Here is a 23748-nt window from a genome sequence, read left to right as displayed (position 1 = left end):
GACGAGGCCCGTCTAACCATGTGACGGTGTTCGAGAGCGGATGCCGCAGACCCCAGGAGCGACGCCATGCACAAGATGATCTTCGTGAACCTGCCCATCGCTGATATCCAGCGCTCGCGCGACTTCTTCACCGCCGTGGGCTACACCATCAACGAGCAGTTCAGCGACGAGAACGCCGTCGCCGTGGAACTCGGCGAGAACATCGCTGCGATGCTGCTCAAAACCGATTTCTTCGGCACCTTCCACGAGTCCACCACCGCCGCGCCGGGCGTCAAGGAGACCCTCATCGCGCTCAGCGCGGAGAGCCGCGAGGAGGTCGACGAGATCGTGAACCGGGCCGTCGCCGCCGGCGGTAAGGAGGGCCGCTCGGAGGACCACGGCTTCATGTACGGCCGCGCCTTCGACGACCCCGACGGCCACGGCTGGGAGATCATGTGGATGGATCCTGCGGCCGCCGCGGGCGATCCCGAGGGCGCGCAGGGCTGACATGACGGTCACCGACACCGGCTTCGACGAGGTCACCGCGCCGCTGCGCGCCGAGCTGCTGGCGCACTGCTACCGCATGTCGGGCTCCGCGTCCGATGCGGAGGACCTCGTGCAGGAGACCTATCTCCGCGCGTGGAAGGCGTTCCACCGTTTCGAGGGCCGGAGTTCGGTGCGCACGTGGATGTACACGATCGCCACCAACGTGTGCCTCTCGGCCGCGAAGGCCCGGCGGGTGCTGCCCGTCGGGCTCGGCGGCGAACCGTCCAACCCGCTGGAGCCGGTCGCGCCGTCGACCGAGGTCCTGTGGCTGCAGCCGCTCCCGGACGCCGCGCTCGGCGATCCGGGGGAGGCCGCCGTCGCCCGGGAGGGCATCGGGCTCGCGATGGTCGCGGCGCTGCAGGTGCTGCCCGCCAAGCAGCGGGCCGCGCTGATCCTGCGCGACGTCCTCGAGTTCTCGGCCGCCGAGACCGCGGCGGCGCTGGAGACCACCGTGGCGTCCGCGAACAGCGCGCTGCAGCGGGCCCGGGCGTCCATCGGCGACGGTGCCGCCCGCGACGGCCGGAAGGCCGCAGAGCTGGATGAGCGCGAGAAGCAGGTGTGGGACGAGTTCTGCGCCGCCTTCGAGCGGCACGACATCGACGGGGTGGTGCGCATCCTCGCCGCCGACGCCACGTGGGAGATGCCCCCGATCCCGGGCTGGTACCGCGGTGCGGAGGCCATCGGCGAGCTCTCGCGCACGCAGTGCCCGGCGCAGGTCGCCGGCGATCTGCGGATGATCCCGACGGTGTGCAACGGCCTGCCCGCCGCGGCGATGTACCTGCGCGATCCCGGCGCAGATGTCTGGTTCCCCTTCCAAATGGACGTGCTGACGTTCACCGACGGCGCGCTCACCCACGTCTCCGCCTTCCTCGACCCGGCGGAGCTGTTCGCGCTCGCCGGTCTGCCCGCATCGCTGGGGCCGGCCGAGCTGCGCTGAATCAGGGGCTGCGCCGGCCCCGCCCGAGCCGCTGCGAGAGGAGCGTGGCCGTCTTCTGGTCGACTCTCGGATCCTGTCCGTTTCGGACATCCGGTCCGAAACGGACAGAATCCGAGAGTCCGCGGATCGGCGCACTGTACCCTTGCGGCTCGACCTCGTCGGCGCCGCGTATTTCGCGGTCCTCGCCCGGTCGGTGGCCCATGGTCGTACCGTGACCAGCGGCACGTGGACTTCGGGGGGAGCCATGCAGAACTTCCAGGAACGGGTGATGCCGCTGCGCGATCGGGCGCTCCATGCGGCGGCGGTGCGGGTCGGGCTCGAGTTGGTCGCACGCGACGGACTCGACGGCGCGACCTTGACGGAGCTCGCGCGCCGCCTGCGCCTCCCGGGCGAGGAGCGGGTCTCCGAGCGCACGCTGCGCCGGAAGTACGGCAACACCGCGCGGCTCCTGTTCGGAACGCCGTGGTGGCTGCCGGAGCCCGCCGACGCGGTGCGCGCCGTGCTCGCCCCGCGCCCGCGGCGCACCGAGGGCCCGGTGTGGCCGAGCGGGCCGGAGGCCGACTCAGCGTCGGCCGTCGTCGACGACTGCCGCTGCGAGAACGGCATTCCCGCGCGCGACCCGCGGGGCCGACCGGCGTGGTGCGCTTGCGAGGACGGGCGCACCGACGACACGTGGCCGGACGCGGCGTTCTTCACCGACGCCGGCCTTGACGATCCCCTCGGGGACCTCGCTCGCACCTCGCCGGAACCGATAGCGCTCCGCGACCTCCTCCACGACCTGCACGTGGTGCTCACCGGACACCTCGTCGCGACCGGGTGGGCGGCGAACCTTCCCTGGATCCTCGACCTGCGGGAGGAGCGGCCGGAGGTCGCGGCGTGGCTCGCGCTCGCGGAGGCGACGTGGGCGGAATCCCTGGGTCGGACCATCGCCCGCGTCTTCGACCTCGACGCGACCGGGGGCGCCGCGGCGGCGGCCGCCTTCGGCGCGGTCGCGCGGGAGCTCGCGCCGCTGGTCGGCGAACTCGGCGCCGCCCACCACCGCGCCGCGCGCGGCGCGCGACCGGTCGCGGCAGCCACATCGGCCGAGACAGACCTGGGCGCGGCCCGCGCCCGCGCGTTCGACGTCCTCGGCACCGTGGTGTCCGTTCCGGACAGAATCGGAGAGTCGCGCGGCAGGAGCACCGTCGTACCCGGCGGGATGTACGCCACGCTCCCGAACCGTGCCCGCCGCCCGGGCGCTACGGGATGAAGCGGTAGCCCATCCCCGGCTCGGTGACGAAGTAGCGCGGGTGGGACGGGTCCGGCTCCAGCTTGCGGCGCAGCTGCGCCATGTACACCCGCAGGTAGTTGGTCTCGCGCGAGTACGACGGCCCCCACACCTCGTGCAGCAGGGTCTGCTGCGAGACGAGGCGGTCGGCGTTGCGGACCAGCACGTCCACGATCTTCCACTCGGTCGGGGTGAGGCGCACCGTCGCGCCGTCGCGGGTCACCGTCCGGGCTTCGAAGTTCACCTCGAAGGCCTCGGTCTTCGCGGGGGCCGGGGCGTCGACGAGGCCCGTCCGCCGGACCTGTGCGCGCACGCGGGCGAGGAACTCGTCCATCGCGAAAGGCTTGGTCACGTAATCGTCGGCGCCGATGTCCAGCGATTCCACCTTGTCGTCGCTGCCGTGCCGCGCCGAGAGCACGATCACCGGCGACGTGCAGAACTCCCGCAGCTTGGCGAGCACCGCGGTGCCGTCGAGGTCGGGCAGGCCCAGGTCGAGAACAACCACGTCGGGCGTCCGCTCCCGCGCGATCTGCAGCGCCGAGCGACCGTCGGACGCCGTCTCCACCTCGTAGCCGCGGGCCTTGAGGTTGATCCGCAGGGTCCGCAGGATCGCGGGTTCATCGTCGACCACCAGAACGAACGTCACGAGATCACCTCATCACTCGACACCGGCTGCGCGGCGGGCAGGTCCACGATCATCGTCAGGCCACCGCCCGGGGTGTCCTCCGCCGTGAGTGTGCCGCCCATCGCCTCGGTGAGCCCGCGGGCGACCGCGAGCCCCAGCCCGATACCGTTGCCCGCCGGGGCGTCGCCCATCCGCTGGAAGGGCTTGAACATCGCCTCGCGCTGCTCCTGCGGCACGCCCGGACCGTGGTCGCGGACGTGCACCTGCAGCCGGTCCCCGTCCGGGGTGTGCACACCGGAGACGCCGACGGTGACGGGGCCACCGCGCGAATGCCGCACGGCGTTCTCCACGAGATTCGCCAGCACCCGCTCCAGCAGGCCGGGATCCGCGAGCGCCGTGGGCGTCGCATCCGTGTCGTCGCAGGCGAAGTCGAACGCCAGGTCGGCGTCGGGGAGTGCGGTCCAGATGGCGGGCAGCACCTCCTCGATCCCCACCTCGCGGGTGAGCAGCGTCAGCGAATCGGACTGCAGGCGCGACATGTCGAGCAGGTTCCCCACGAGCGAGTCCAGGCGGTCGGCGCTCTCCTCGATCGTCGCGAGCAGTTCGGCCTCGTCCTCGTCGGACCACTCCACGTCGTCGCTGCGCAGCGACGAGACCGCGGCCTTGATCCCGGCCAGCGGCGTCCGCAGGTCGTGCGAGACCGCGCTGAGCAGGGCGGTCCGCGCCCGGTTGCCCTCGGCGAGGGCCCGGGCCTGCTTCGCCTCGGCGCTGAGCGCCTCCCGGTCCAGCCGCGCCGCCGCGTGCGCCGCGAACGCGACGAGCAGGCCGTGCTCGGAGGCGCTGAGGCGGTCGCCGTCGACCACGAGCGCGACGGTGTCGCCGACCATCGCGGCGTCCGTGCCGTCCTCCGGCGTGAGGGGCGACTCGCGCCGCCCCGCCACCAGCTGCCAGGGGGAGTCGGCGTCGTCGCGCCGCAGCAGCGAGGCGCCGCGCAGCCCGAAGGTCACGATGGCCTCGTCCAGCAGGGCCGGGATCTCCTCGTCGGCGCTCTCGGCCGCGAGCAGGGTGTCCGCCAGGCCGCTGAGCACGTCCGCCTCGGCGCGCGCCCGCGCGGCCCGCGCGGTCTGCCGGGCGGCCAGCGACACCACCGACGCCACCGCGATCGCCGTCAGCACGAACATCGCCACCGCGAAGACGTTCTCGCCCGACGCCACCGTGAACGTGTAGAGCGGCGGCGCGAAGTAGTAGTTGAGCAGCACCGAACCGAGGAGCGCCGCGGGCACCGCCGGGCGGATACCGCCGACGAGGGCCACCGCCACCGTCAGCATGAGGAACAGCATCAGCTCGGTGGGCAGCGAATGCCACTGCCGGGTCTGCGCGAGCAGCGCCGTGAGGATCACCGGCCCGGCGATCGCCAGCGCCCAGCCCGCGACGGTGCGCCGCCGGCCGAGCAGCGCGGGATCCGGGCCGTCGATGCGGGGGAGCAGCCGGCGGCGGCCGGCGCCCGCGGCCCGCTCGTGCGTCACCACCTGCACGTCGATGTCGCCGGAACCCTCGATCACCGCGTCCGAGACCGGCCACCGCACTAGCGAGGTCAGCGCGCGGTGCCGCGACTTGCCGAGGATGATGCGGGACGCGTTCACCGACGTCGCGTACTGCAGGATCGCGGCGGCCACGTCGTCGCCGGTGACGATCTGGAAGGTGCCGCCCAGCGACTCGGTGAGCTGCCGCAGCTGCGTCAGCGCGGCGGGGGAGGCACCCGACAGTCCGTCGCTGCGCGCCACGTACACCGCCCGCAGCTCGCCGCCCGCGCCCCTGGCCGCGATCCGGGCGCCGCGGCGCAGCAGCGTCCCGCCCTCGGGCCCGCCGGTGAGCGCGACGACGGTGCGGTCGCGGGTGGGCCACGCCGCCGAGATGCCCTGCTCGGAGCGGTACTGCTCGAGCCGCTCGTCCACGCGGTCGGCGAGCCACAGCAGCGCGAGCTCCCGCAGCGCCGTGAGGTTGCCGACGCGGAAGAAGTGGGAGAGCGCGGCGTCGACCTTCGACGGGTGGTAGATGTTGCCGTGCGCCATGCGCCGCCGCAGCGCCTCGGGCGTCATGTCGACGAGTTGCACCTGCTCGGCGCGGCGGACCACGGTGTCGGGGATCGTCTCGCGCTGCCGCACGCCGGTGATCGACTCGACCACGTCGCCCAGGGACTCGAGGTGCTGGATGTTCACCGTGGTGATCACGGTGATCCCGGCGTCGAGCAGCTCGGCGATGTCCTGCCAGCGCTTGGAGTTCTTCGAGCCGGGGGCGTTCGTGTGCGCGAGCTCGTCGACGAGGACCACCGTCGGATGCGCGGCGATCACCGCGTCGACGTCCATCTCCTCGAGTACCGCGCCGCGGTACTCGACCCGCCGCCGGGGGATCACCCGCAGGCCCTGGACCTGTGCCTCCGTCTGCGGCCGCCCGTGGGTCTCCACGTAGCCGACCACCACGGACGTGCCGCGGGAGGCGCGGCGCGCGCCCTCGGTGAGCATGGCGTAGGTCTTGCCCACCCCGGGCGCGGCGCCCAGGTAGACGCGCAACTGCCCCTTCGGCATCTGTCCCCTCCTGTCGGGCCGGGCTACTTCGCCGTCGCGAGATCGGTGAGCGCGAGGTTCAGGTTCACCACGTTAACGCGCTCCTCGCCCAGGTAGCCGAGCTGCCGCCCCTGCGTGTGCGCGGTGACCAGCGCGGTCACCCGCTCCGGGGCGAGGCCGCGCGCCTTCGCGACCCGCGCCGCCTGCTGCCGCGCGTAGGCGGGGGAGATGTGCGGGTCCAGGCCGGAGAAGCTCGCCGTGACCGCGTCCGTCGGGACGTCCGACGGTGCCACCCCGTCCTCGGCGGCGACCTTGGCGCGCCGCTCGGAGATGAGCGCGAGCAGTTTCTCGCTGTTCGGCCCGAGGTTGGTGCCGCCGGAGGCGAGGGTGTCGTACTCGCCCGCGGAGGGACGCGGGTGGAACCACTGCGGACCGTCGAACTTCTGCGCCAGCAGCTCGGACCCGACGACGGTCCCGTTCTGCTCGACCTGCGAGCCGTTCGCCTGCGCGCTGAAGGCGACCTGCCCCACGCCCCAGATCGCCAGGGGGAACAGGGCGCCGAGGACGACGGTCATGACGATCAGCATGCGCAGGCCGGCGAGCAGCTGGCGCGGTGTGGAACTCAACATGTCAGTGCCTTTCGCGATGATGCGTTAGGAGAGGCCGGGCAGGAGCTGGACGACGAGGTCGATCAGCTTGATGCCGAGGAAGGGGACCACGATGCCGCCGAGGCCGTAGATCGCGAGGTTGCGGGCCAGCAGCTTGTCGGCCGACTTGGCGGTGTACTTCACGCCGCGCATGGCCAGCGGGATCAGCGCGACGATGATGAGCGCGTTGAAGATCACCGCCGAGAGGATCGCCGACTGCGGGCTGTGCAGGCGCATCACGTTGAGCACGTCGAGGCCCGGCGCCAGGGGCACGAACATCGCGGGGATGATCGCGAAGTACTTCGCGATGTCGTTGGCGATGGAGAACGTGGTCAGGGCGCCGCGGGTGATGAGCAGCTGCTTGCCGATCTCCACGATGTCGATGAGCTTCGTCGGGTCGGAGTCCAGGTCGATCATGTTCCCGGCCTCCTTCGCGGCGGAGGTGCCCGTGTTCATCGCGACGCCCACGTCGGCCTGCGCGAGCGCCGGCGCGTCGTTGGTGCCGTCGCCGGTCATCGCGACGAGGCGGCCGCCCTCCTGCTGCTGCTTGATCAGCGCCAGCTTGTCCTCGGGCGTGGCCTCGGCGAGGTAGTCGTCGACGCCCGCCTCCTCGGCGATGGCCTTCGCGGTGAGCGGGTTGTCGCCGGTGATCATCACGGTGCGGATGCCCATCTCGCGCAGCTGCGCGAAGCGTTCCCGCATGCCCGCCTTGACCACGTCCTTGAGGTGCACGACGCCCTGCAGGGTCGGGGCCGCGCCCGGCTCGGCGTGCGCGACGACGAGCGGGGTTCCGCCGGACGCGGAGACCTCGTCGACGGCGAGCCGCACGTCGACGGTGCCGATCGCCTCCGCGACCGCCTCGCCGAGGGTCTCACCCGGCCCGTCGACCCGGTGCTCGGCGGCGACCCAGGCCAGCACGGCCGCCGCGGCGCCCTTGCGGATGCGGGTGCCGTCGGGCAGGTCGACGCCGGACATGCGCGTCTGGGCGGTGAACGGCACGACGGTGCCGAGGCGCACCGTCGGGACCTCGTGGCCGTGCGCCTGAGCCAGATCGACGATCGACCGCCCCTCGGGCGTCTCGTCGGCCAGCGAGGCGAGCAGCGCGTGCCCGGCGAGGGCGTGCTCGTCGACCCCGGCGACGGGGTGGAACGACGTGGCGCGACGGTTGCCGTAGGTGATGGTGCCGGTCTTGTCGAGCAGCAGCGTCGAGACGTCGCCCGCGGCCTCGACGGCGCGGCCCGACTTGGCGATCACGTTGCGCTGCACCAGGCGGTCCATGCCGGCGATGCCGATAGCGGAGAGCAGCGCGCCGATCGTCGTGGGGATGAGGCAGACGAGCAGCGCTACGAGCACCACCACGTCGACCGCGCCGCCCGAGTAGATCGCCATCGGCTGCAGCGTCGCGACGGCCAGCAGGAAGATGATCGTGAGCACCGTGAGCAGGATGTTCAGGGCGATCTCGTTCGGCGTCTTCTGCCGGTTCGCGCCCTCGACGAGGCCGATCATCCGGTCGATGAAGCTCTTGCCGGGCTCGGTCTTGATCTCGACGACGATGCGGTCGGACAGCACGCGGGTGCCGCCGGTGACGGCGCAGCGGTCGCCGCCGGACTCGCGCACGACCGGGGCGGATTCGCCGGTGATCGCCGACTCGTCGACGGTCGCCATGCCCTCGACGACGTCGCCGTCGCCGGGGATCACCTCACCGGCCTCGACGATCACGAGGTCGCCCACGTGCAGCTGCGAGCCGGGGACCTGCTCCTCGCCGGACGCGGTCCTCCGGCGCGCGACGGTCTCCGTCTTGGCCTTGCGCAGCGACTCCGCCTGTGCGCGGCCGCGGCCCTCGGCGACGGCCTCCGCGAGGTTGGCGAAGAGCACCGTCGCCCAGAGGAAGACGGCCACGGACCAGGCGAACACGGACGGGTTCACGATCGCCAGCGCGGTGGTGTACACCGAGGCGATCCACACCACGAAGACGACGGGCTGCCGGATCTGCGTGCGCGGGTCCAGCTTCGCGGCCGCGCGGGGCAGCGCCGACTTCAGCTCGGCGAGCGAGAACGCGGAGCGCCGCTTCGGTGCCGGGGTGACGGCCTTCGGGTCCGACGGGGTGGGGGTGCCGGTCAGCGTGTGCGTCACTGGGTGACCTCCGAGATCGGTGCGAGCGCGAGTGCGGGGACGAAGGTCAATCCGGCCACCAGGACCACGACGCCCACGGTGAGGCCCACGAACAGCGGGCGGTGGGTGGGGATGGTGCCCGCGGTGGCGGGCACGGGGTGCTGCTCGGCGAGCGCACCGGCCAGGGCGAGGATCGCGACCATCGGCGCGAACCGGCCGAGGAGCATCGCGGCGCCCAGCGTGTAGTTGAACCACGGGGTGTCGACGGCGAGGCCGGCGAAGGCGCTGCCGTTGTTGTTCGCGGCCGAGGCGTAGGCGTAGAGGACCTCCGACAGGCCGTGCGCACCGTCGTTGGTCATGGCGGCGACGCCCTGCTCCTGGACCACGGTGGCAGCGGTGCCGACCAGCACGAGGGCGGGCATCACGAGGATGTACAGCGCGGCGAGGGTGATCTCGGGGCGGCCGATCTTCTTGCCCAGGTACTCGGGGGTGCGGCCCACCATCAGGCCGCAGAGGAAGACGGTGAGGACGGCGATGACGAGCATGCCGTAGAGGCCGGATCCCACGCCGCCGGGGCTGATCTCGCCGAGCAGCATGTTCACCAGCGCGGCACCGCCGGCGCCGGGGGTGAGGCTGTCGTGCGCGGCGTTCACGGCGCCGGTCGACGTGCTGGTGGTGGCGGTCGCGAACAGGCCGGTGCCCCACTGGCCGATCCGCAGCTCCTGCCCCTCGAGGGCGGCGCCGGCGGCCCTGCCGGCCGCGCCCTGGTTGCCCAGCTGGGAACCGACGGAGATCGCGGTCGAGGCCGCGAAGATCACGGCCATGGAGCCGAGGATCGCGTAGCCCTGCCGGTGGTTGCCGACGAGGTTGCCCAGCATGCGGGGCATCGCGACCGGGATGAGCAGGATGAGGAAGATCTGGAACAGGTTGGTCGCGGCCGTCGGGTTCTCGAAGGCGTGCGCCGAGTTGGCGTTGAAGTAGCCGCCGCCGTTGGTGCCGAGCAGCTTGATGACCTCCTGGCTCGCGACGAGGCCGCCGGTGAGCACCTGCTTCTGCCCGTCGAGCCCGACGATCTCGTGCCGCTGCCACAGCGTCTGCACCACGCCCTGGGCCAGGAGGATGACGGCGCCGATCACGGCGATCGGCAGCAGCACGCGCAACGTGATGCGGGTGAGGTCCACCCAGAAGTTGCCGAGCCGGTCGGTGCGGGAGCGGACGAAGCCGCGGATCAGCGCGACGGCGACGGCGATGCCGACGGCCGCGGAGACGAAGTTCTGCACCGCGAGGCCGATCGCCTGCGCGATGAGGTTCATGGCGCTCTCGCCGGAGTACCACTGCCAGTTGGTGTTGGTGACGAAGGAGATCGCGGTGTTGAGCGCCTCGTCGAGGCGCCACTGCTTCGGGGAGACGCCGGGCAACCAGCCCTGCACCAGCAGCAGGATCGTGAGCGCGACGATGCTGACGGCGCTGAACGCGAGCGCGGCCACCGCGTAGACGCGGTAGCCCTGCTCGGCCTCGGGGTCGACGCCGACGAGACGGTAGACGACGCGCTCGACGCGCCAGTGCTTCGGCGTGGTGACGACGTGCGCCAGATAGTCGCCGAGCGGACGGTACGCGATCGCCAGTGCGGCGACGAGGGTGCCGATCGTCAGCAGACCGGAGAGGGTGCCGCTCATCAGAAGCGCTCCGGGCGCAGCAGGGCGTACAGGAGGTACGCCAGGGTGAGGATCGTCGCGGCGAGCGCCAGCGCGTTGGAGATGTCCATGGGCTCCACCAGACCACCGGGAACGATGGTTCTCCTGCCGCGTTAACGCCCCCGATGCGGGTCTTGACGCGTTCTTAGCGGATGATGTTTCGGTGACTGAATCACCCGCCGCAGGCTCCACGCAGACGACGCAGCGGGTGCCCCCGGAGGTCTGGGTCCTCGTCGCCGCGAGTTTCGTGATCGCGCTCGGCTACGGCGTCGTCGCGCCCGCGCTGCCCGCCTTCGCCCGCACCTTCGACGTCGGAATCGGCGCCGCCTCCGCCGTCGTCAGCGCCTTCGCGATCATGCGGCTGGCCTTCGCCCCGGCCACCGGCCCGCTGGTGAGGGCGTTCGGCGAGCGCTGGATCTACATGACGGGCCTGCTGATCGTCGCGGCATCGACCCTCGCGGTCGCCTTCGCGCAGAGCTACTGGCAGCTCATGCTCTTCCGCGGACTCGGCGGCGTCGGCTCGGTGATGTTCACCGTCTCGGCGATGGGCCTGATGATCCGCATCGCGCCCGCCGAGATCCGTGGCCGGGTCAGCGGCGTGTACTCGTCGAGCTTCGTGCTCGGCGGCATCTGCGGCCCGCTGCTGGGCGGCGCACTCGTCGGCTTCGGCCTGCGGGTGCCGTTCGTCGTCTACGCCATCGCGCTCGTCGTCGCGACGCTCGTCGTGGGCATCGCCCTGCGCGGCAGCACCCTGGCCGGGCGCGCCGAGGAATCCTCCGAACCGGGCACGACGGTGCGCGAGGCCCTCGCGGACTCCGCCTACCGGGCCGCCCTGTTCACCGCGGTGGTGTTCGGCTGGGTCTACTCGATGCGGGTCTCCCTGCTGCCGCTGTTCTTCGCGGCGGTGCTGGATCAGCCCGCCGCGATCGCCGGCTACGCGCTGGCCGCCTACGCCGCGGGTGACGTGCTCGCCATGTTCCCTGCGGGGCGCGCCTCCGACCGCTACGGCCGCCGCCCGTTCATCGTGACCGGCATGCTCGTCATCGCGGCGGGCACGGTCGCGCTGGGCTTCACCGACTCCGTGCTCGTGGCGTTCCTCGTCACCGTCGTCGCCGGGATCGGGACGGGCCTCGTCGCGCCGACGATGCAGGCCTCCCTCGCCGACGTGCTGCAGGGCAAGGGCCGCAGCGGCGGCGCGCTCTCGACGTACCAGATGGCGCAGGACGCGGGCACCATCTCCGGGCCGCTGCTCGCGGGCGCGATCGCCCAGTACCTCGGCTTCACCTGGGCCTTCGCGATCACCGCGGGACTATGCGTCCTCGCCGCCATCGCCTGGACGCTGGCGCGGGAGACCCGCGTCGCCGCGGCGGACTGACGACGACGCCCGGCGGGCCGCGTCAGCTCTCGTGTCGTGCAGCCCTCGCACCGGATCGGCGACTCTCGGATTCCGTCCACTCCGGACGTCCAGTCCGAACCGGACAGAATCCGAGAGTCCGGTTGTGCGACGGTCGTCCGAGCCACGTGCCACCGCGGGGGCGAACGCCCACCACGCCACGACGCTCGCGAGGAGCAGTCCGGCGCTGCACGCCAATACCGCGACCTCGAATCCGGCGGCAAAGGCGTCCCGTCCGCTGCTGTGCAGGAAGGAGGGGAGGGTGTCCGTCCGCCCGCTCACCGGAGCGGCCGTGTCGACTCGGTGCGCGGGCTCGACCAGGCGGCACTGTCGGACGCGAGAGAGCAGGTCTACTGCCAGCTGGGCAACCAGAGTTCGAGGCGCCACCACCACATCGGTATGGGGGTCGCGGTGAGGATCGGCCACAGCCAGGCGAAGTTGAGCACCACGATCGTCGCGTACAGCACCACCAGCCAGCGGCCGAGCTGCAGCCGCTCGAAGCCGAAGTAGCGCGCGCGTCCGTCCAGGCCCAGTACCTCGCGGCAGATCAACGCGATCATGATGCACAGGAAGGGCATGAGGGTGAGCGCGTAGAAGTAGTACATCTGCCGGTCGAGGTTGACGAACCAGGGCAGGTACGTCGCGAAGTACATGGTCACGGGCGCGGCGTAGGCCCAATCCCGCTTCACGAACATCTTCCACAACGCCCACAGCACCACCGGCACCGCGATCCAGGTGAGCGCGGGCGTGCCGACGGCCATCACGGCGCGGACGCACGGCCCGTCGCCGCACATGCCGCCCGACTGGTCCGCGGTGTAGTGGTAGAGCATCGGCCGCAGGCCCATCGGCCACGTCCACGGCTTCGACTCCCACGGGTGGTGGTTACCGGCGGAGTTGGTCAGGCCGTCGTGGAAGTCGAGGATCGTGGTCTCGTAGTAGAACAGGGAGCGCAGCGCTGCGGGCACCCAGCCGAAGGGCCCGTCCGCACCGACCTGATTTCCCACCGCGTACCGGAACACCGAGGTCTCGGAGGTGAACCAGGGCCAGAAGGTGCCGAGGTAGACCAGGATCGGGACCACGCCGAGCGACATGCCCGACGGGATCAGGTCGCGCAGCAGCACCCCGCGCCACGGGCGCAGTACGCCGTACTCGCGGCGGTTCGCCACGTCGAAGGCCAGCGACAGCGCCAGGACGCCGATGAGGAAGTAGAGGCCCGACCACTTCACCCCGCACGCCAGGCCCACCATGATCGCGGCGGAGAAGCGCCACCAGCGGAAGCCCAGCCGCGGCCCGTACAGCGAATCGGTGATCCGCTCCTCGAGGGCCGCGCGGTGCAGCCGCTCCCGCATCTGGTCGCGGTCCACCAGGATCATCGAGAACGCGGCGAAGCCGAAGAACACGAGGAAGATGTCGAGCAGCGCGACGCGCGAGGAGACCATCGTCAGGCCGTCGCAGATGAGGAACAGCCCCGCCAGGCCGCCGATCAGCGTGGACCGCGACAGCCGCCGCGCCGCGCGGATCACGAGGAACACGAGCAGCGTGCCGCACACCGCCGACATGAACCGCCAGCCCAGCGGGCTGTACCCGAACAGCCACTCGCCGATCGCGATCATCCACTTGCCCACCGGCGGGTGCACGATGAGCCCGAAGCCGGGATTGTCCTCGATCCACTGCCCGCCCGAGAGCACCTGCCAGCCCTGCGGCGCGTAGTGCTTCTCGTCGAAGACGGGAGTCTGGACGGGCGTGCTGCCGATGAACCCGTCGTTGCTGGGATAGCCCAGGTTGAAGAACCGGGTGGCCGCCGCGACCGCGGTCAGTACCAGCGTCACGGTCCAGCCGAAGGCGCGGTCGGTGGCACCGAACACGGCGGGTGGGAGCCGCGGCCCGGGGCTCACCATCTCGCGGTCCTCGCTACGCCCCTCGGGCATCGCCACAGCTGTCACGCGACCCATCGTAGGGTGTGTGCTGTGGGAGCAGAGGACGCGCGCGGCGCACTGATCGTCGCCGGAGTGCCGATGGGCAACCCGGGTGACGCCACCGCGCGACTGGTCGCGGCACTCGGTTCCGCCGACGTGATCGCCGCCGAGGACACGCGCCGCGCCCGCTCCCTGGCCGCGTCCCTGGACGTCGAGCCGCGGGGCCGGATTCTCAGCTTCTACGACCACAACGAGGCCGGTCGCATCCCACAACTGCTGGCCGCGCTCGACGCCGGCGAGACCGTCCTGCTCGTCACCGATGCGGGCATGCCGTCGGTCTCCGACCCCGGGTATCGCCTGGTCGCGGCGGTCGTCGAGGCCGGGCACCGGGTCACCTGCCTGCCCGGTCCGTCGGCCGTCACCACCGCGCTGGCCCTGTCCGGGCTGCCCGTCGAGCGGTTCCTGTTCGACGGTTTCGCCCCGCGCAAGCCCGGTGCCCGCCGGTCGTGGCTCACCGAGCTCGTGACGGAACGTCGCGCGGCGGTCTTCTTCGAATCGCCGCACCGCCTGGCCGAGACCCTCGCCGACGCTGCGGAGGTCCTCGGAACCGGGCGGCGCGCCGCGGTGTGTCGCGAGCTCACCAAGACCTACGAGGAGGTCCGGCGGGGCACGCTGGGTGAACTCGCCGCGTGGGCGGCCGACGGGGTGCGGGGCGAGATCACCGTCGTGGTCGAGGGCGCCGCCGCCGTCTCCGCGAACCCCGAGGACCACGTCGCCGCGGTACTGCGCCGCGTCGAGGCGGGGGAGCGGCTCAAGGACGCCTGCGCCGCTGTCGCCGCGGAGACCGGGGCCTCCAAACGCGAGCTCTACGAGGCGGCGCTCGCCGCCCGCTGAACCTCCGACTCGGGCGCCGCCGGCCGGGTCAGGATCAGGCGCAGCACCCCGACCACGACGATGCCGCCCACCGCGAGGTCGAGGTAGTGGCAGGCCATCGCACCGAGGTAGGTCGGGCCGCCCCACGCGTTGACGGTGAAGTTCGGGTCCAGCCCGGCCAGCACCTGCACGCCCGCCCGGAACGCGGCGAAGACCAGCAGGAACAGCAGCGGCGAAGCCAGCACCAGCCGCGCCGGCGTGAGGGCGGGCGTGCGGGCCGGCCACCGTCGCGCCCGGATCCCGAGCACGAGGAACGCCCCGACCACCGCGACCACCGCGTGCTGCGGCCACGCCGCGGTCCACGGCACGAAACCGGCCACCACCGGGTCGCGCCGGGTGTAGAGGTAGCCGCCGAAGACGAGCCCGGCGGCGAAGGCCACCGCCAGGAGCAGCAGGAAGCGGCGCAGGGCCGGGGAGCGCAGGTCGATCATGCGGCCAGTGTCGCCGCCCGTGGCGCGGCGCGTCGTCACCCGTACGGGGGAGATGCCCGATCGGCGCGGCCCGCTCGCTCCGCTCCCGGCGCCGGGTACCCGACGATCGACGCCGCCTTGTCGAGGCACTCGCGCCACTCGGCGTCCGGCTCGGAGTCGATGGTGATACCACCGCCCACGCCGAGCCGCAGGGCACCGTCGCGCGCTTCGACGGTGCGGATCGCGACGCTCAGGTCCAGGCCCGTCAGCGGGTGGTCGATGCCGATCGCTCCGCAGTACGTGCCCCGCGTGTGCCGCTCCCACGCGGTGATCCGCTCGCGGGCGGAGAGCTTCGGGGTGCCGGTGACCGACGCAGGTGGGAAGGTCGCGTCGAGCAGATCCGCCCGGGTGGTGCCGGGCCGCTGCCGGGCGGTCACCGTCGAGACCAGGTGCCAGACACCGGGCGCGGGCTCGACCCGCAGGAGTTCCGGGGTCCGGACGGTGCCGGTCTCCGCGACGCGGCTGAGGTCGTTGCGCACCAGGTCGACGATCATCACGTTCTCCGCGACGTCCTTGACGCTCGCGCGCAGGTCCTCCGGCGGCCGGGTGAGCGGCAGCGTGCCCTTGATGGGCCGCTCGATCAGGAGCCCGTCGCGCTCGGAGAGGAAGGTCTCGGGGGAGAAGGAGGCGACGGCGCCCCAGTCGCCCTCGAGGTAGGCGGCCTTGGCGGGGCGCGTGCCGGCGGCGACGTCGGCGAACAGGTCCAGCGGGTCGCCGGTGAGCGCGCCGTCGAAGCGGGTGCACACGTTCACCTGGTAGACGTCGCCGGCGCGGATCGCCTCCTGGCAGGCGAGGACGGCCGCACGGTGATCCGCGCGGTCGGGAGCGGTCCAGGTGGCGGACCACGGGCGCGCGGCGGGCGCGGCGTCGGGAACGGGGAACGCCGGATCGGTGCAGGTCCACCGGCCGTCGTCGTCGAGGAGGAGCAGCGGCCCGGGATCGCCGCCGAGGACCTCCGGCACCAGGCGGGGCTCGTCGGTGGTGTCCGGGTACCCGACGATGCCGAGCCACGGCGCACCGTCGGGCGCGATGCCGGGCTCCACGCGGGGCGACGGAGCGATCACGGCGCGGAAGCCGCCCCACGCGCCGAGCAGCGCGCCGGGCCGGTGGCCGCGGTCGCGGAGCGCGCGCAGCATGTCGACCGGATGCACCGAGCCATCCTGTCACGCCGCACCGCGGCGATCCGGGGGAGGAATGGGGGTTTCACCGGATGTGCCCGGACGGGTCGGGGCGGAAGAGTGGATCTCGGCCGGCGGATCTCTCCCACCCACCCGATCCGCCCGCCACCCGAACCACGGAGGAGGAACGATGAACCCGGTGATCGACGGCGGCACGGCCCTCGGCGGGCGGCTCGCGTGGGTGCACGTCGCCCACGGCGACCGCAGCCAGGTGCGGTTCTACGCGGAGGGCGAGTACGCCGGTACCGCGACCGCGGTGCCGACCGTCGACACCGAGGTCATCGGCGTGGACTACGACGTGGTCTACGTCCGCTACGGGCGCGACATCGCCCGCTTCCGCCTCGATGAGACCGGCGCCGTCATCGCGCTGGACGCGGTGCCGGCGTCCGTCCTCGCCGGCTGACGGGCAGTCCGCGCTCGTGAACGCCTTCCGGCTACGCGCGCAACGTCGGACATAGGCGCTGTATGCGCTGAGATGAGTTGCTGAGCGGCGCGACCCCCGCGATGTCGATGGGCGGCGCCGCTGTGGCGCACATTTCAGCGGGTATCCCGGGTAGCTGGGCGTCACGGCGTGAAGTCGACCGGCCGGCGGTGATCGCCGGCGACGATCTTGCGGGCGATCGCCGCTTCGACCTTCGGGAACTGGTGGAACACCTGCTGGTAGGACAGACGTAGCACCTCGAATCCCAGGATGTGCAGGGCCAGGTCCCGCTCGCGATCCGCCTCGATCGCTTGGCCCGAGTGGTGCTCCTCGCTATCGCATTCGATCACCAGGCTCCGCCCCACCAGGATGTCCACGTAGCCGACGCCGGGAAGGAACACCTGCGTCCGGTACTCCAACCGCTTGCGCCGCACGTGCAGACGAACGCGGGTCTCGGTGCCGGAATCTGCACTGCCGTCTACGGCGGCGAGGGCCCGGTGCACCCGGCGCGGCGCCTCGCGCAGGACACCGGCCAGCTCGGCGGGCTGCATCAGTTTCCGGTGCAGGATCGAGTCGAGGACGGCGACCAAATCATCGCCCCGGATGCAGCCGACGACTGCACGGACTGCGGTCTCGAGATCGTCCACCGCGCGGGGCGGATCGCCCAGTCCGCTGCCGCAGGCGTGGTACGTGCTGTGAGGTCCCGACGACTTCCGTCGGCACAGCCGGACGTGCAGTCCGCGCGCCGACTCGGGCACCCAGACCTTCTCGCGCGCCAGGACGGACATGCAGCTCAGCGCGCCGCCCAGCCGGACGGCGCGGGCGACATCCGGATCCGCCCCGGTCTCCGCGTACCACCCCGGGCGCAGTCGCTCCAGGCGTTCGGCATGGACGGCGACCCGGATCGCCCTGTCGGTCCAATCCGAATCCAGGAGCTCCTCGCGTGTGTGCACCCCGTGTTCCCCCATGGGGTGATGCTGGCGCAGCGGACCCGGGCGGACAGTTCCACCGGACGCCGCCTGTGGAAGGACTCGGAGTTTCCACAGGGGGTTGACGCGCGCCCGGGAAACGTGCTTGCCGGACCGCCTCCGGGCACCGATAAGCTGGGCGCACCATGGCTGCAGACAAGGCTTTCTACATCACCACGGCGATCGCCTACCCGAACGGCGTGCCCCACATCGGGCACGCCTACGAGTACATCGCCACCGACGTGATCGCGCGGTTCCAGCGCCTCGACGGCTACGAGGTCTTCTACCTCACCGGCACGGACGAGCACGGGCTGAAGATGCAGCAGACCGCCGCCAAGGAGGGCATCGAGACCAAGGCCCTCGCCGACCGCAACGCCGCTGCCTTCGAGGCGCTGCAGCGGGCCGTCGGCTCGACCTTCGACCGGTTCATCCGCACCACCGACGCCGACCACTACGAGGCGTCGAAGGCCATCTGGCAGAAGATGGTCGACGCGGGCGACATCTACCTCGGCAAGTACTCCGGCTGGTACTCCGTGCGCGACGAGGCGTACTACGCGGAGGACGAGACCACGGTCACCGAGGACGGCACCCGCGTCGCCACCGACACCGGCACCGAGGTCGAGTGGACCGAGGAGGCGTCCTACTTCTTCAAGCTGTCCGCGTACCAGGACCGGCTGCTGGAGCTCCTCGATCGCGAGGGCGGCTACCTGGAGCCGGCCACCCGCCGCAACGAGATCGTCAGCTTCATCAAGGGCGGCCTCAAGGACCTGTCGATCAGCCGCGACACCTTCGACTGGGGCGTCCCTGTGCCCGGCGACCCCGACCACGTCATGTACGTCTGGGTCGATGCGCTGACCAACTACCTGACCGGTGCCGGCTACCCGGACACGGACTCCGAGCGGTTCCGGACGTTCTGGCCGCCGAAGCTGCAGATCATCGGCAAGGACATCATCCGCTTCCACGCCGTCTACTGGCCCGCGTTCCTCATGAGTGCGGGGATCGAGCTGCCCGAGCGCGTCTTCGCCCACGGCTTCCTGTTCAACAAGGGCGAGAAGATGAGCAAGTCGGTCGGCAACGTGGTCGACCCGCACGCCCTCATCGCCGAGTACGGCCTCGACGCGCTGCGCTTCTTCCTGCTCCGTGAGGTCAGCTTCGGCCAGGACGGCAGCTACAGCCACGAGGCCATCGTCGGCCGCATCAACGCCGATCTCGCGAACGAGCTCGGCAATCTCGCGCAGCGCTCGCTGTCGATGATCAACAAGAACTGCGCGGGCACGGTCCCCACACCGGGCCCGTTCACGCCCGACGACGAGGCCCTGCTCGCCCGGGCCGACGGTCTGCTGGCGACGTCCCGGCGGCACGTCGGCGACCAGGCCCTGCACCTCTACCTCGAGGCGATCTGGGAGGTGCTCGCCGAGACCAACCGGTACTTCTCCGCACAGGAGCCGTGGAAGCTCAAGGCGAGCGACCCCGAGCGCATGGGCACGGTGCTCTACGTCACCGCCGAGGTGGTCCGCCAGGTCGCGCTGCTGCTGCAGCCGGTGATGCCGGAGTCCGCGGAGGAACTGCTCACCCTGCTGGAGCAGCCGAAGGACCAGCGCACCTTCGAGGCCGTCGGCACCCGCCTCGTGCCCGGCACCGCCCTGCCCAAGCCCCAGGGCGTCTTCCCGCGGTACGTCGAGCCCGAGCCGGAGGCCTGAGCGGTCGTGGGGAAGAAGAAGCCGCCGCCTCCGCTGCCCGCACCGCTGCCCGGCCTGGTCGACGCGCACACCCATCTCGACGGCTGCCGCGCCCGCACCCCCGAGGCCGTCCGCGAGGTGGTCGACCGCTCGGCGTCCGTCGGCGTCGACCGGGTCGTCACCGTCGCCTGCGACCTCGAGCAGGCGCGGTTCGTCATCGAGGCGAGCCGCTGGGACGAGCGGGTGTTCGCCGCCGTGGCCCTGCACCCGACGGACGCGCACCAGCTGGAGCTCGACGGTGCGCCGGCGGAGCTCGAGCGCCTCGCGTCCGATCCGCGCTGCGTGGCGATCGGCGAGACCGGGCTGGACTGGTACTGGCTCGGGAAGCGGGAGGACGTCGCGACGCCGGCGCAGCAGCACGCGGCCTTCGAGTGGCACATCGACCTGGCGAAGCGGCTGGGCAAGCCGCTGATGATCCACAACCGCGAGGCCGACGCCGACATCCTGCGTGACCTCGAGCGCGTCGGCGCCCCGGAGACGGTGATCTTCCACTGCTTCTCCGGCGACGCGGCGATGGCGCGGGAGTGCGTGGACCGCGGCTACGTCCTGAGCTTCTCGGGCACGGTCACGTTCACCAACGCGACCGAGCTGCAGGAGGCTGCGCGTCTCGTTCCGGACGGTCAACTGCTCGTCGAGACCGACGCGCCGTATCTCACACCCCACCCGTACCGGGGTACGCCCAACGAGTCGTACTGCATCCCGTACACCGCCCGATACCTCGCTGACCTGCGCGGAGTCGCCCCGGAGGAGATCGCGGCGGCGACGACGGCGACCGCGGAGCGTGTGTTCGGCGCCACATTCGCGGGCGCGAAATGAACAGAAGCTGGCACGTCTCCGGCTTCTCCGTTACCGTACTGTGATGTAACGGCGACCGAAACGTCGCCGACCGCCATACCTGCAGTCCACCCATGGGAAGTCACCAGTGCCTGAGCTCGACGCAGACGACAACACCACCACGGTGGATCAGCCCACCTCGCACGCACGTCGCGGCGCCTTCGGCGCCACCCGGGAACGCACCGCGGAGTTCGACGTGACCCAGGTCTTCGCCCGGTTCAGCGACATCGAGGCGCGTCCCCTCGATCCGGCGACGGACCGCGAGATCATCGACCTCGAGGCCGAGGTCTACGGCGACGACGCCGTCGCGGAGGCCGAGAGCCTGGCGCTCGAGGCCGAGGAGAAGTACAACGCGGAGCACCCGCAGCCCGAGGCGCCCGCCGTCCTCGACGCCGACGCCGACGGGGCTCCCGAGCCCGCCGCGCAGGCATCGGCGGACGACGGCAAGTCCGGCGTCCTCGACGGGCTCTCCGCCAAGCTCGAGAACACCCCGGTCCGCGCCGTCACCGGCGCCATGCTCGTCGCCCTGATGGCCTCCGGTGGCACCGCCGCCGCGCTGTACCAGGACTTCACGGTCACCGTCGACGGGCAGACCCGCGAGGTCTCCACGATGAGCCGCTCGGTGAAGTCGATCCTCGGCTCCGCGGGCATCGCCGCCGGCGCCGACGACCGGGTGAGCCCCGGCCTCAGCGAGACCGTCAAGCCCGGTCAGCCGATCTCCGTGCAGCACGCCCGCGACATCGCCGTCAACGTGAACGGCAAGGTCCGCACCGTCAAGACCACCGACACGACGATGGGTGCCGCGCTCGCCGCCGCCGGCCTCGGTGATGCGAAGAACTTCGTCTCCCTCCCGCTCGACGCGCAGGTCCCGCTCGACGGTGCCGCCGTCTCGGTGGTGACGCCCGTCGCCGCCACCGTGATCGACGCGGGCGGCAAGGTCTCCGCGAACGCGGCCGGCCGCACCGTCGGCGAGTACCTCGCCAAGATGGGAGTGCCGCTGATCCAGCAGGACTCCGTCAAGCCCAGCGCCAACACCCCGGTCACCCCCGGCATGACCATCTCGGTCAACCGGAACCGGACCGCCACCGTCACGGTCACCGAGCCGTACACGGCGCCGCCGAAGAAGGTCGACGACCCGAAGCTGATCAACGGCAAGACCGAGATCAAGGACCCGGGCAAGCCGGGTAAGCAGGAGGTCCAGTACCGCGAGAAGGTCGTGGACGGCAAGGTCGTCTCCCGCGAGCGGATCGGGTCCAAGGTCCTCGACGCGGGCGTCGCCGGCGTCACCGCCGTGGGGACCGCCCCCGGCGCGCCCTACGTCCCGCCGGGCTCGGTCTGGGACCGCCTCGTGCAGTGCGAGTCGACCGGTAACTGGTCGATCAACACGGGCAACGGCTTCTACGGCGGCGTCCAGTTCGACTACGGCACGTGGCTGCGCCACGGCGGCGGCAAGTACGCCCCGCGCGCGGACCTCGCCACCCGCGAGGAGCAGATCGACATCGCCCGCAAGACGCTCAAGGCGCAGGGCTGGGGCGCGTGGCCGTCCTGCTCGGCGCGCCTCGGACTGTCCGGCAATTCGGAGTAGCTCGGTAGAGTCACACCGGTGACCGGCGCCGAATTCAAGAATCAGGCACGACTGCTCGGCCCCGCGGAGATCCGCGGCCTGGCCGAGCAGTTGTCCGTTCGTCCCACGAAGACGCTGGGGCAGAACTTCGTGCACGATCCGAACACGGTCCGCAAGATCGTCGCCGCGGCCGACGTGCGGCCCGACGATGTCGCGCTCGAGGTGGGGCCGGGCCTCGGGTCGCTCACCCTCGCGCTGCTCGACGCCGTCTCCTCCGTGACCGCCATCGAGATCGATCCCGTTCTCGCGGAACAGCTCCCGAAGACGGTGGCCGAGCGCGCCCCCGAACTCGCCCGCAACCTCACGGTGATCGGCGAGGACGCGCTCACGGTGACCGGTGCGCAGGTGTCCGCCGCGGGGTCCCCGACGGTGCTCGTCGCGAACCTCCCGTACAACGTCTCGGTGCCGGTGCTGCTGCACCTGTTGGCGGAGGTCCCGACGCTGCGCACCGTGCTCGTGATGGTGCAGCTCGAGGTGGCGGACCGGCTCGCCGCGGCGCCGGGGTCGCGCGTCTACGGCGTCCCGTCGGTCAAGGCGGCGTACTACGGGCGCGTGCGTAAGGCGGGCACCGTCGGGCGGGCGGTGTTCTGGCCCGAACCCAACGTCGAATCCGGGCTGGTGCGGATCGACCTGCACGGCCCCGACGGCCGGCCCGACGTGGACCGCGCCCGCCTGTGGGCGGCGGTCGATGCGGCCTTCGCGCAGCGCCGCAAGACCCTGCGCGCCGCGCTCGCGGGCTGGGCCGGATCTCCCGCCGCGGCCGAGGAACTGCTGGTCGCGGCCGGTATCGACCCGCGTGAGCGGGGCGAGAAGCTCTCGGTCGAGCAGTTCTCCGCGCTCGCCGCCGCTCGGCCCGCGGCGCCCGCCCCGTAGTCTGGACCGCGTGCTTTCCGTGGTTCCGACCCCCCTGACCGTGCGGGCGCCCGCCAAGGTGAACCTTCACCTCGGGGTGGGCGACGTGCGGCCCGACGGCTTCCACGAGCTGGTCACCGTCTTCCAGGCGCTCTCCCTGCACGACGATGTGACCCTCACCCCGTCGGACGCGCTGTCGCTCCACGTGACGGGCGACGGGGCCCGCGACGTGCCGACGGACCCGACCAATCTCGCCGCGCGGGCCGTGGTCGCGCTTGCCGAGCGGTACGACCGGGACCCGAACATGCGCATCGACATCGCCAAGGGCATTCCCGTCGCCGGCGGCATGGCCGGCGGTTCCGCGGACGCCGCGGCCGCGCTGCTCGGCGCCGCCACGCTGTGGGGGCTCGACATCGGCCGCGACGAGCTCGACGAGGTGGCCGCGACGCTCGGCTCCGACGTGCCCTTCTCCCTGCACGGCCACACGGCGCTCGGCACCGGCCGCGGCGAACGGCTCATCCCCGCGCTCGCCCGCGGCGAGTTCCACTGGACGCTCGCCCTCGCGCGTGACGGGCTGAGTACCCCCGCGGTGTATCACGAGCTCGACCGGCTGCGGGAGGCCGGCGATCCGCCGCGCGCGGGTAGCCCCGACGCGTTGCTGGCCGCTGTGGCCTCGGGCGATCCGCACCGCCTCGCGCCGCTGCTGGTCAATGACCTGCAGGCCGCGGCCCTGTCGCTGCAGCCGGGCCTGCGGCGCACGCTGCGCGCGGGCATGGAGGCGGGCGCGCTCGCGGGCATCGTCTCCGGCAGCGGCCCCACCTGCGCCTTCCTGTGTGCGAGTGCCGACGACGCGGTCGACGTGGGCACCGAACTCGCCGGCGCCGGCGTCTGCCGGACGGTGCGTGTGGCCTCCGGTCCCGTGCCGGGCGCCACCGTCGTGCCGTAGGCGCGCGCTCCCTCTCGTTCTCTCCTCTGATCGGGGTCGTCGCGGCCTTGCGTGATACCCCTAGGGGGTATACATTCAGGTTCAGATACCCACTAGGGGTACC

At 71.9% G+C, this 23748-nt stretch carries 21 protein-coding genes; 11 read left to right on the top strand and 10 right to left on the bottom strand.

Annotated elements, in window-relative coordinates; all coding sequences use genetic code 11:
• Window positions 1-66 precede the first annotated feature (66 nt).
• The 3 genes from ELY19_RS02890 to ELY19_RS02880 all read left to right on the top strand — a co-directional run bounded on the left by ELY19_RS02890 (window position 67) and on the right by ELY19_RS02880 (window position 2711).
• Entirely contained in the window at window positions 67-486 is a 420-nt protein-coding gene (locus ELY19_RS02890; protein ID WP_126194857.1) for a VOC family protein, read from the top strand.
• A gap of 1 nt (window position 487) precedes the next feature.
• On the top strand, window positions 488-1462 hold the full coding sequence (locus ELY19_RS02885; RefSeq protein WP_126194856.1) for an RNA polymerase subunit sigma-70: 975 nt from the start codon (window positions 488-490) through the stop codon (window positions 1460-1462).
• 244 nt (window positions 1463-1706) lie between these two features.
• Complete coding sequence (locus ELY19_RS02880) at window positions 1707-2711, top strand: hypothetical protein (protein WP_126194855.1); 1005 nt, start codon at window positions 1707-1709, stop codon at window positions 2709-2711.
• Here the strand turns inward: ELY19_RS02880 and ELY19_RS02875 are convergent.
• Genes ELY19_RS02875 through ELY19_RS02850 form a run of 6 tightly spaced genes read right to left on the bottom strand, consistent with a single transcriptional unit; the run spans window position 2701 to window position 10442 of the window.
• Window positions 2701-3375 (bottom strand): response regulator, encoded by a 675-nt coding sequence (locus ELY19_RS02875; protein WP_126194854.1) that lies wholly within the window; start codon window positions 3373-3375, stop codon window positions 2701-2703. The two genes, ELY19_RS02880 and ELY19_RS02875, sit on opposite strands and share 11 nt — an antisense overlap.
• Window positions 3372-5939 (bottom strand): ATP-binding protein, encoded by a 2568-nt coding sequence (locus tag ELY19_RS02870; RefSeq protein ID WP_126194853.1) that lies wholly within the window; start codon window positions 5937-5939, stop codon window positions 3372-3374. Before ELY19_RS02870 ends, ELY19_RS02875 begins: the two co-directional genes overlap by 4 nt.
• 23 nt (window positions 5940-5962) lie before the next feature.
• Window positions 5963-6547 carry a potassium-transporting ATPase subunit KdpC gene (kdpC, locus tag ELY19_RS02865; RefSeq protein ID WP_126194852.1) on the bottom strand — a complete coding sequence of 195 codons (585 nt, stop codon included), beginning with the start codon at window positions 6545-6547 and terminating at the stop codon, window positions 5963-5965.
• A 24-nt stretch (window positions 6548-6571) separates the two neighbouring features.
• The gene (gene kdpB / locus ELY19_RS02860) at window positions 6572-8698 is read right to left on the bottom strand and encodes a potassium-transporting ATPase subunit KdpB (RefSeq protein WP_197715973.1); all 2127 of its coding nucleotides are present in this window, start codon (window positions 8696-8698) and stop codon (window positions 6572-6574) included.
• Window positions 8695-10353 (bottom strand): potassium-transporting ATPase subunit KdpA, encoded by a 1659-nt coding sequence (kdpA, locus tag ELY19_RS02855; protein WP_126194851.1) that lies wholly within the window; start codon window positions 10351-10353, stop codon window positions 8695-8697. The genes kdpB and kdpA overlap by 4 nt, the downstream gene beginning before the upstream one ends.
• The gene (locus ELY19_RS02850) at window positions 10353-10442 is read right to left on the bottom strand and encodes a potassium-transporting ATPase subunit F (protein ID WP_074850389.1); all 90 of its coding nucleotides are present in this window, start codon (window positions 10440-10442) and stop codon (window positions 10353-10355) included. The genes kdpA and ELY19_RS02850 overlap by 1 nt, the downstream gene beginning before the upstream one ends.
• A gap of 92 nt (window positions 10443-10534) precedes the next feature.
• On the opposite strand from ELY19_RS02850, the gene ELY19_RS02845 reads away from it, so the two are divergent.
• The gene (locus tag ELY19_RS02845; RefSeq protein WP_126194850.1) at window positions 10535-11746 is read left to right on the top strand and encodes an MFS transporter; all 1212 of its coding nucleotides are present in this window, start codon (window positions 10535-10537) and stop codon (window positions 11744-11746) included.
• A gap of 368 nt (window positions 11747-12114) precedes the next feature.
• On the opposite strand, the gene ELY19_RS02840 is transcribed toward ELY19_RS02845, so the two are convergent.
• Window positions 12115-13716, bottom strand: a complete 1602-nt coding sequence (locus tag ELY19_RS02840; protein ID WP_197715972.1) for a dolichyl-phosphate-mannose--protein mannosyltransferase — start codon at window positions 13714-13716, stop codon at window positions 12115-12117.
• A gap of 63 nt (window positions 13717-13779) precedes the next feature.
• Between ELY19_RS02840 and rsmI the strand changes: the two genes are divergently transcribed.
• Window positions 13780-14574: a 16S rRNA (cytidine(1402)-2'-O)-methyltransferase gene (rsmI, locus tag ELY19_RS02835; RefSeq protein WP_232015613.1), complete on the top strand. Its 795-nt coding sequence runs from the start codon at window positions 13780-13782 to the stop codon at window positions 14572-14574.
• Here the strand turns inward: rsmI and ELY19_RS02830 are convergent.
• The gene (locus tag ELY19_RS02830) at window positions 14547-15044 is read right to left on the bottom strand and encodes a hypothetical protein (protein WP_197715971.1); all 498 of its coding nucleotides are present in this window, start codon (window positions 15042-15044) and stop codon (window positions 14547-14549) included. The genes rsmI and ELY19_RS02830 overlap by 28 nt on opposite strands.
• A 35-nt stretch (window positions 15045-15079) precedes the next feature.
• Window positions 15080-16234, bottom strand: a complete 1155-nt coding sequence (locus ELY19_RS02825) for an aminodeoxychorismate synthase component I (RefSeq protein WP_227967144.1) — start codon at window positions 16232-16234, stop codon at window positions 15080-15082.
• A gap of 157 nt (window positions 16235-16391) precedes the next feature.
• Between ELY19_RS02825 and ELY19_RS02820 the strand changes: the two genes are divergently transcribed.
• Window positions 16392-16664 carry a hypothetical protein gene (locus ELY19_RS02820; protein WP_126194848.1) on the top strand — a complete coding sequence of 91 codons (273 nt, stop codon included), beginning with the start codon at window positions 16392-16394 and terminating at the stop codon, window positions 16662-16664.
• A 161-nt stretch (window positions 16665-16825) separates the two neighbouring features.
• On the opposite strand, the gene ELY19_RS02815 is transcribed toward ELY19_RS02820, so the two are convergent.
• Entirely contained in the window at window positions 16826-17650 is an 825-nt protein-coding gene (locus ELY19_RS02815) for an endonuclease domain-containing protein (RefSeq protein WP_126194847.1), read from the bottom strand.
• 146 nt (window positions 17651-17796) lie between these two features.
• Between ELY19_RS02815 and metG the strand changes: the two genes are divergently transcribed.
• The 5 genes from metG to ELY19_RS02790 all read left to right on the top strand — a co-directional run bounded on the left by metG (window position 17797) and on the right by ELY19_RS02790 (window position 23645).
• Window positions 17797-19350 carry a methionine--tRNA ligase gene (metG, locus tag ELY19_RS02810; protein ID WP_126194846.1) on the top strand — a complete coding sequence of 518 codons (1554 nt, stop codon included), beginning with the start codon at window positions 17797-17799 and terminating at the stop codon, window positions 19348-19350.
• A 6-nt stretch (window positions 19351-19356) separates the two neighbouring features.
• A complete protein-coding gene (locus ELY19_RS02805; RefSeq protein ID WP_126194845.1) occupies window positions 19357-20205 on the top strand; it encodes a TatD family hydrolase in 849 nt (282 codons plus the stop codon).
• A 106-nt stretch (window positions 20206-20311) separates the two neighbouring features.
• A complete protein-coding gene (locus ELY19_RS23965) occupies window positions 20312-21808 on the top strand; it encodes a resuscitation-promoting factor (RefSeq protein WP_126194844.1) in 1497 nt (498 codons plus the stop codon).
• Between the two features lie 18 nt (window positions 21809-21826).
• The gene (gene rsmA, locus ELY19_RS02795; protein ID WP_126194843.1) at window positions 21827-22720 is read left to right on the top strand and encodes a 16S rRNA (adenine(1518)-N(6)/adenine(1519)-N(6))-dimethyltransferase RsmA; all 894 of its coding nucleotides are present in this window, start codon (window positions 21827-21829) and stop codon (window positions 22718-22720) included.
• A gap of 10 nt (window positions 22721-22730) precedes the next feature.
• Window positions 22731-23645 (top strand): 4-(cytidine 5'-diphospho)-2-C-methyl-D-erythritol kinase, encoded by a 915-nt coding sequence (locus ELY19_RS02790; protein WP_126194842.1) that lies wholly within the window; start codon window positions 22731-22733, stop codon window positions 23643-23645.
• The last annotated feature ends 103 nt before the right edge of the window (window positions 23646-23748 follow it).

Source organism: Tsukamurella paurometabola, assembly GCF_900631615.1.
Classification (GTDB): domain Bacteria; phylum Actinomycetota; class Actinomycetes; order Mycobacteriales; family Mycobacteriaceae; genus Tsukamurella; species Tsukamurella paurometabola_A.
This window is presented reverse-complemented; position numbering and strand designations above follow the sequence as displayed.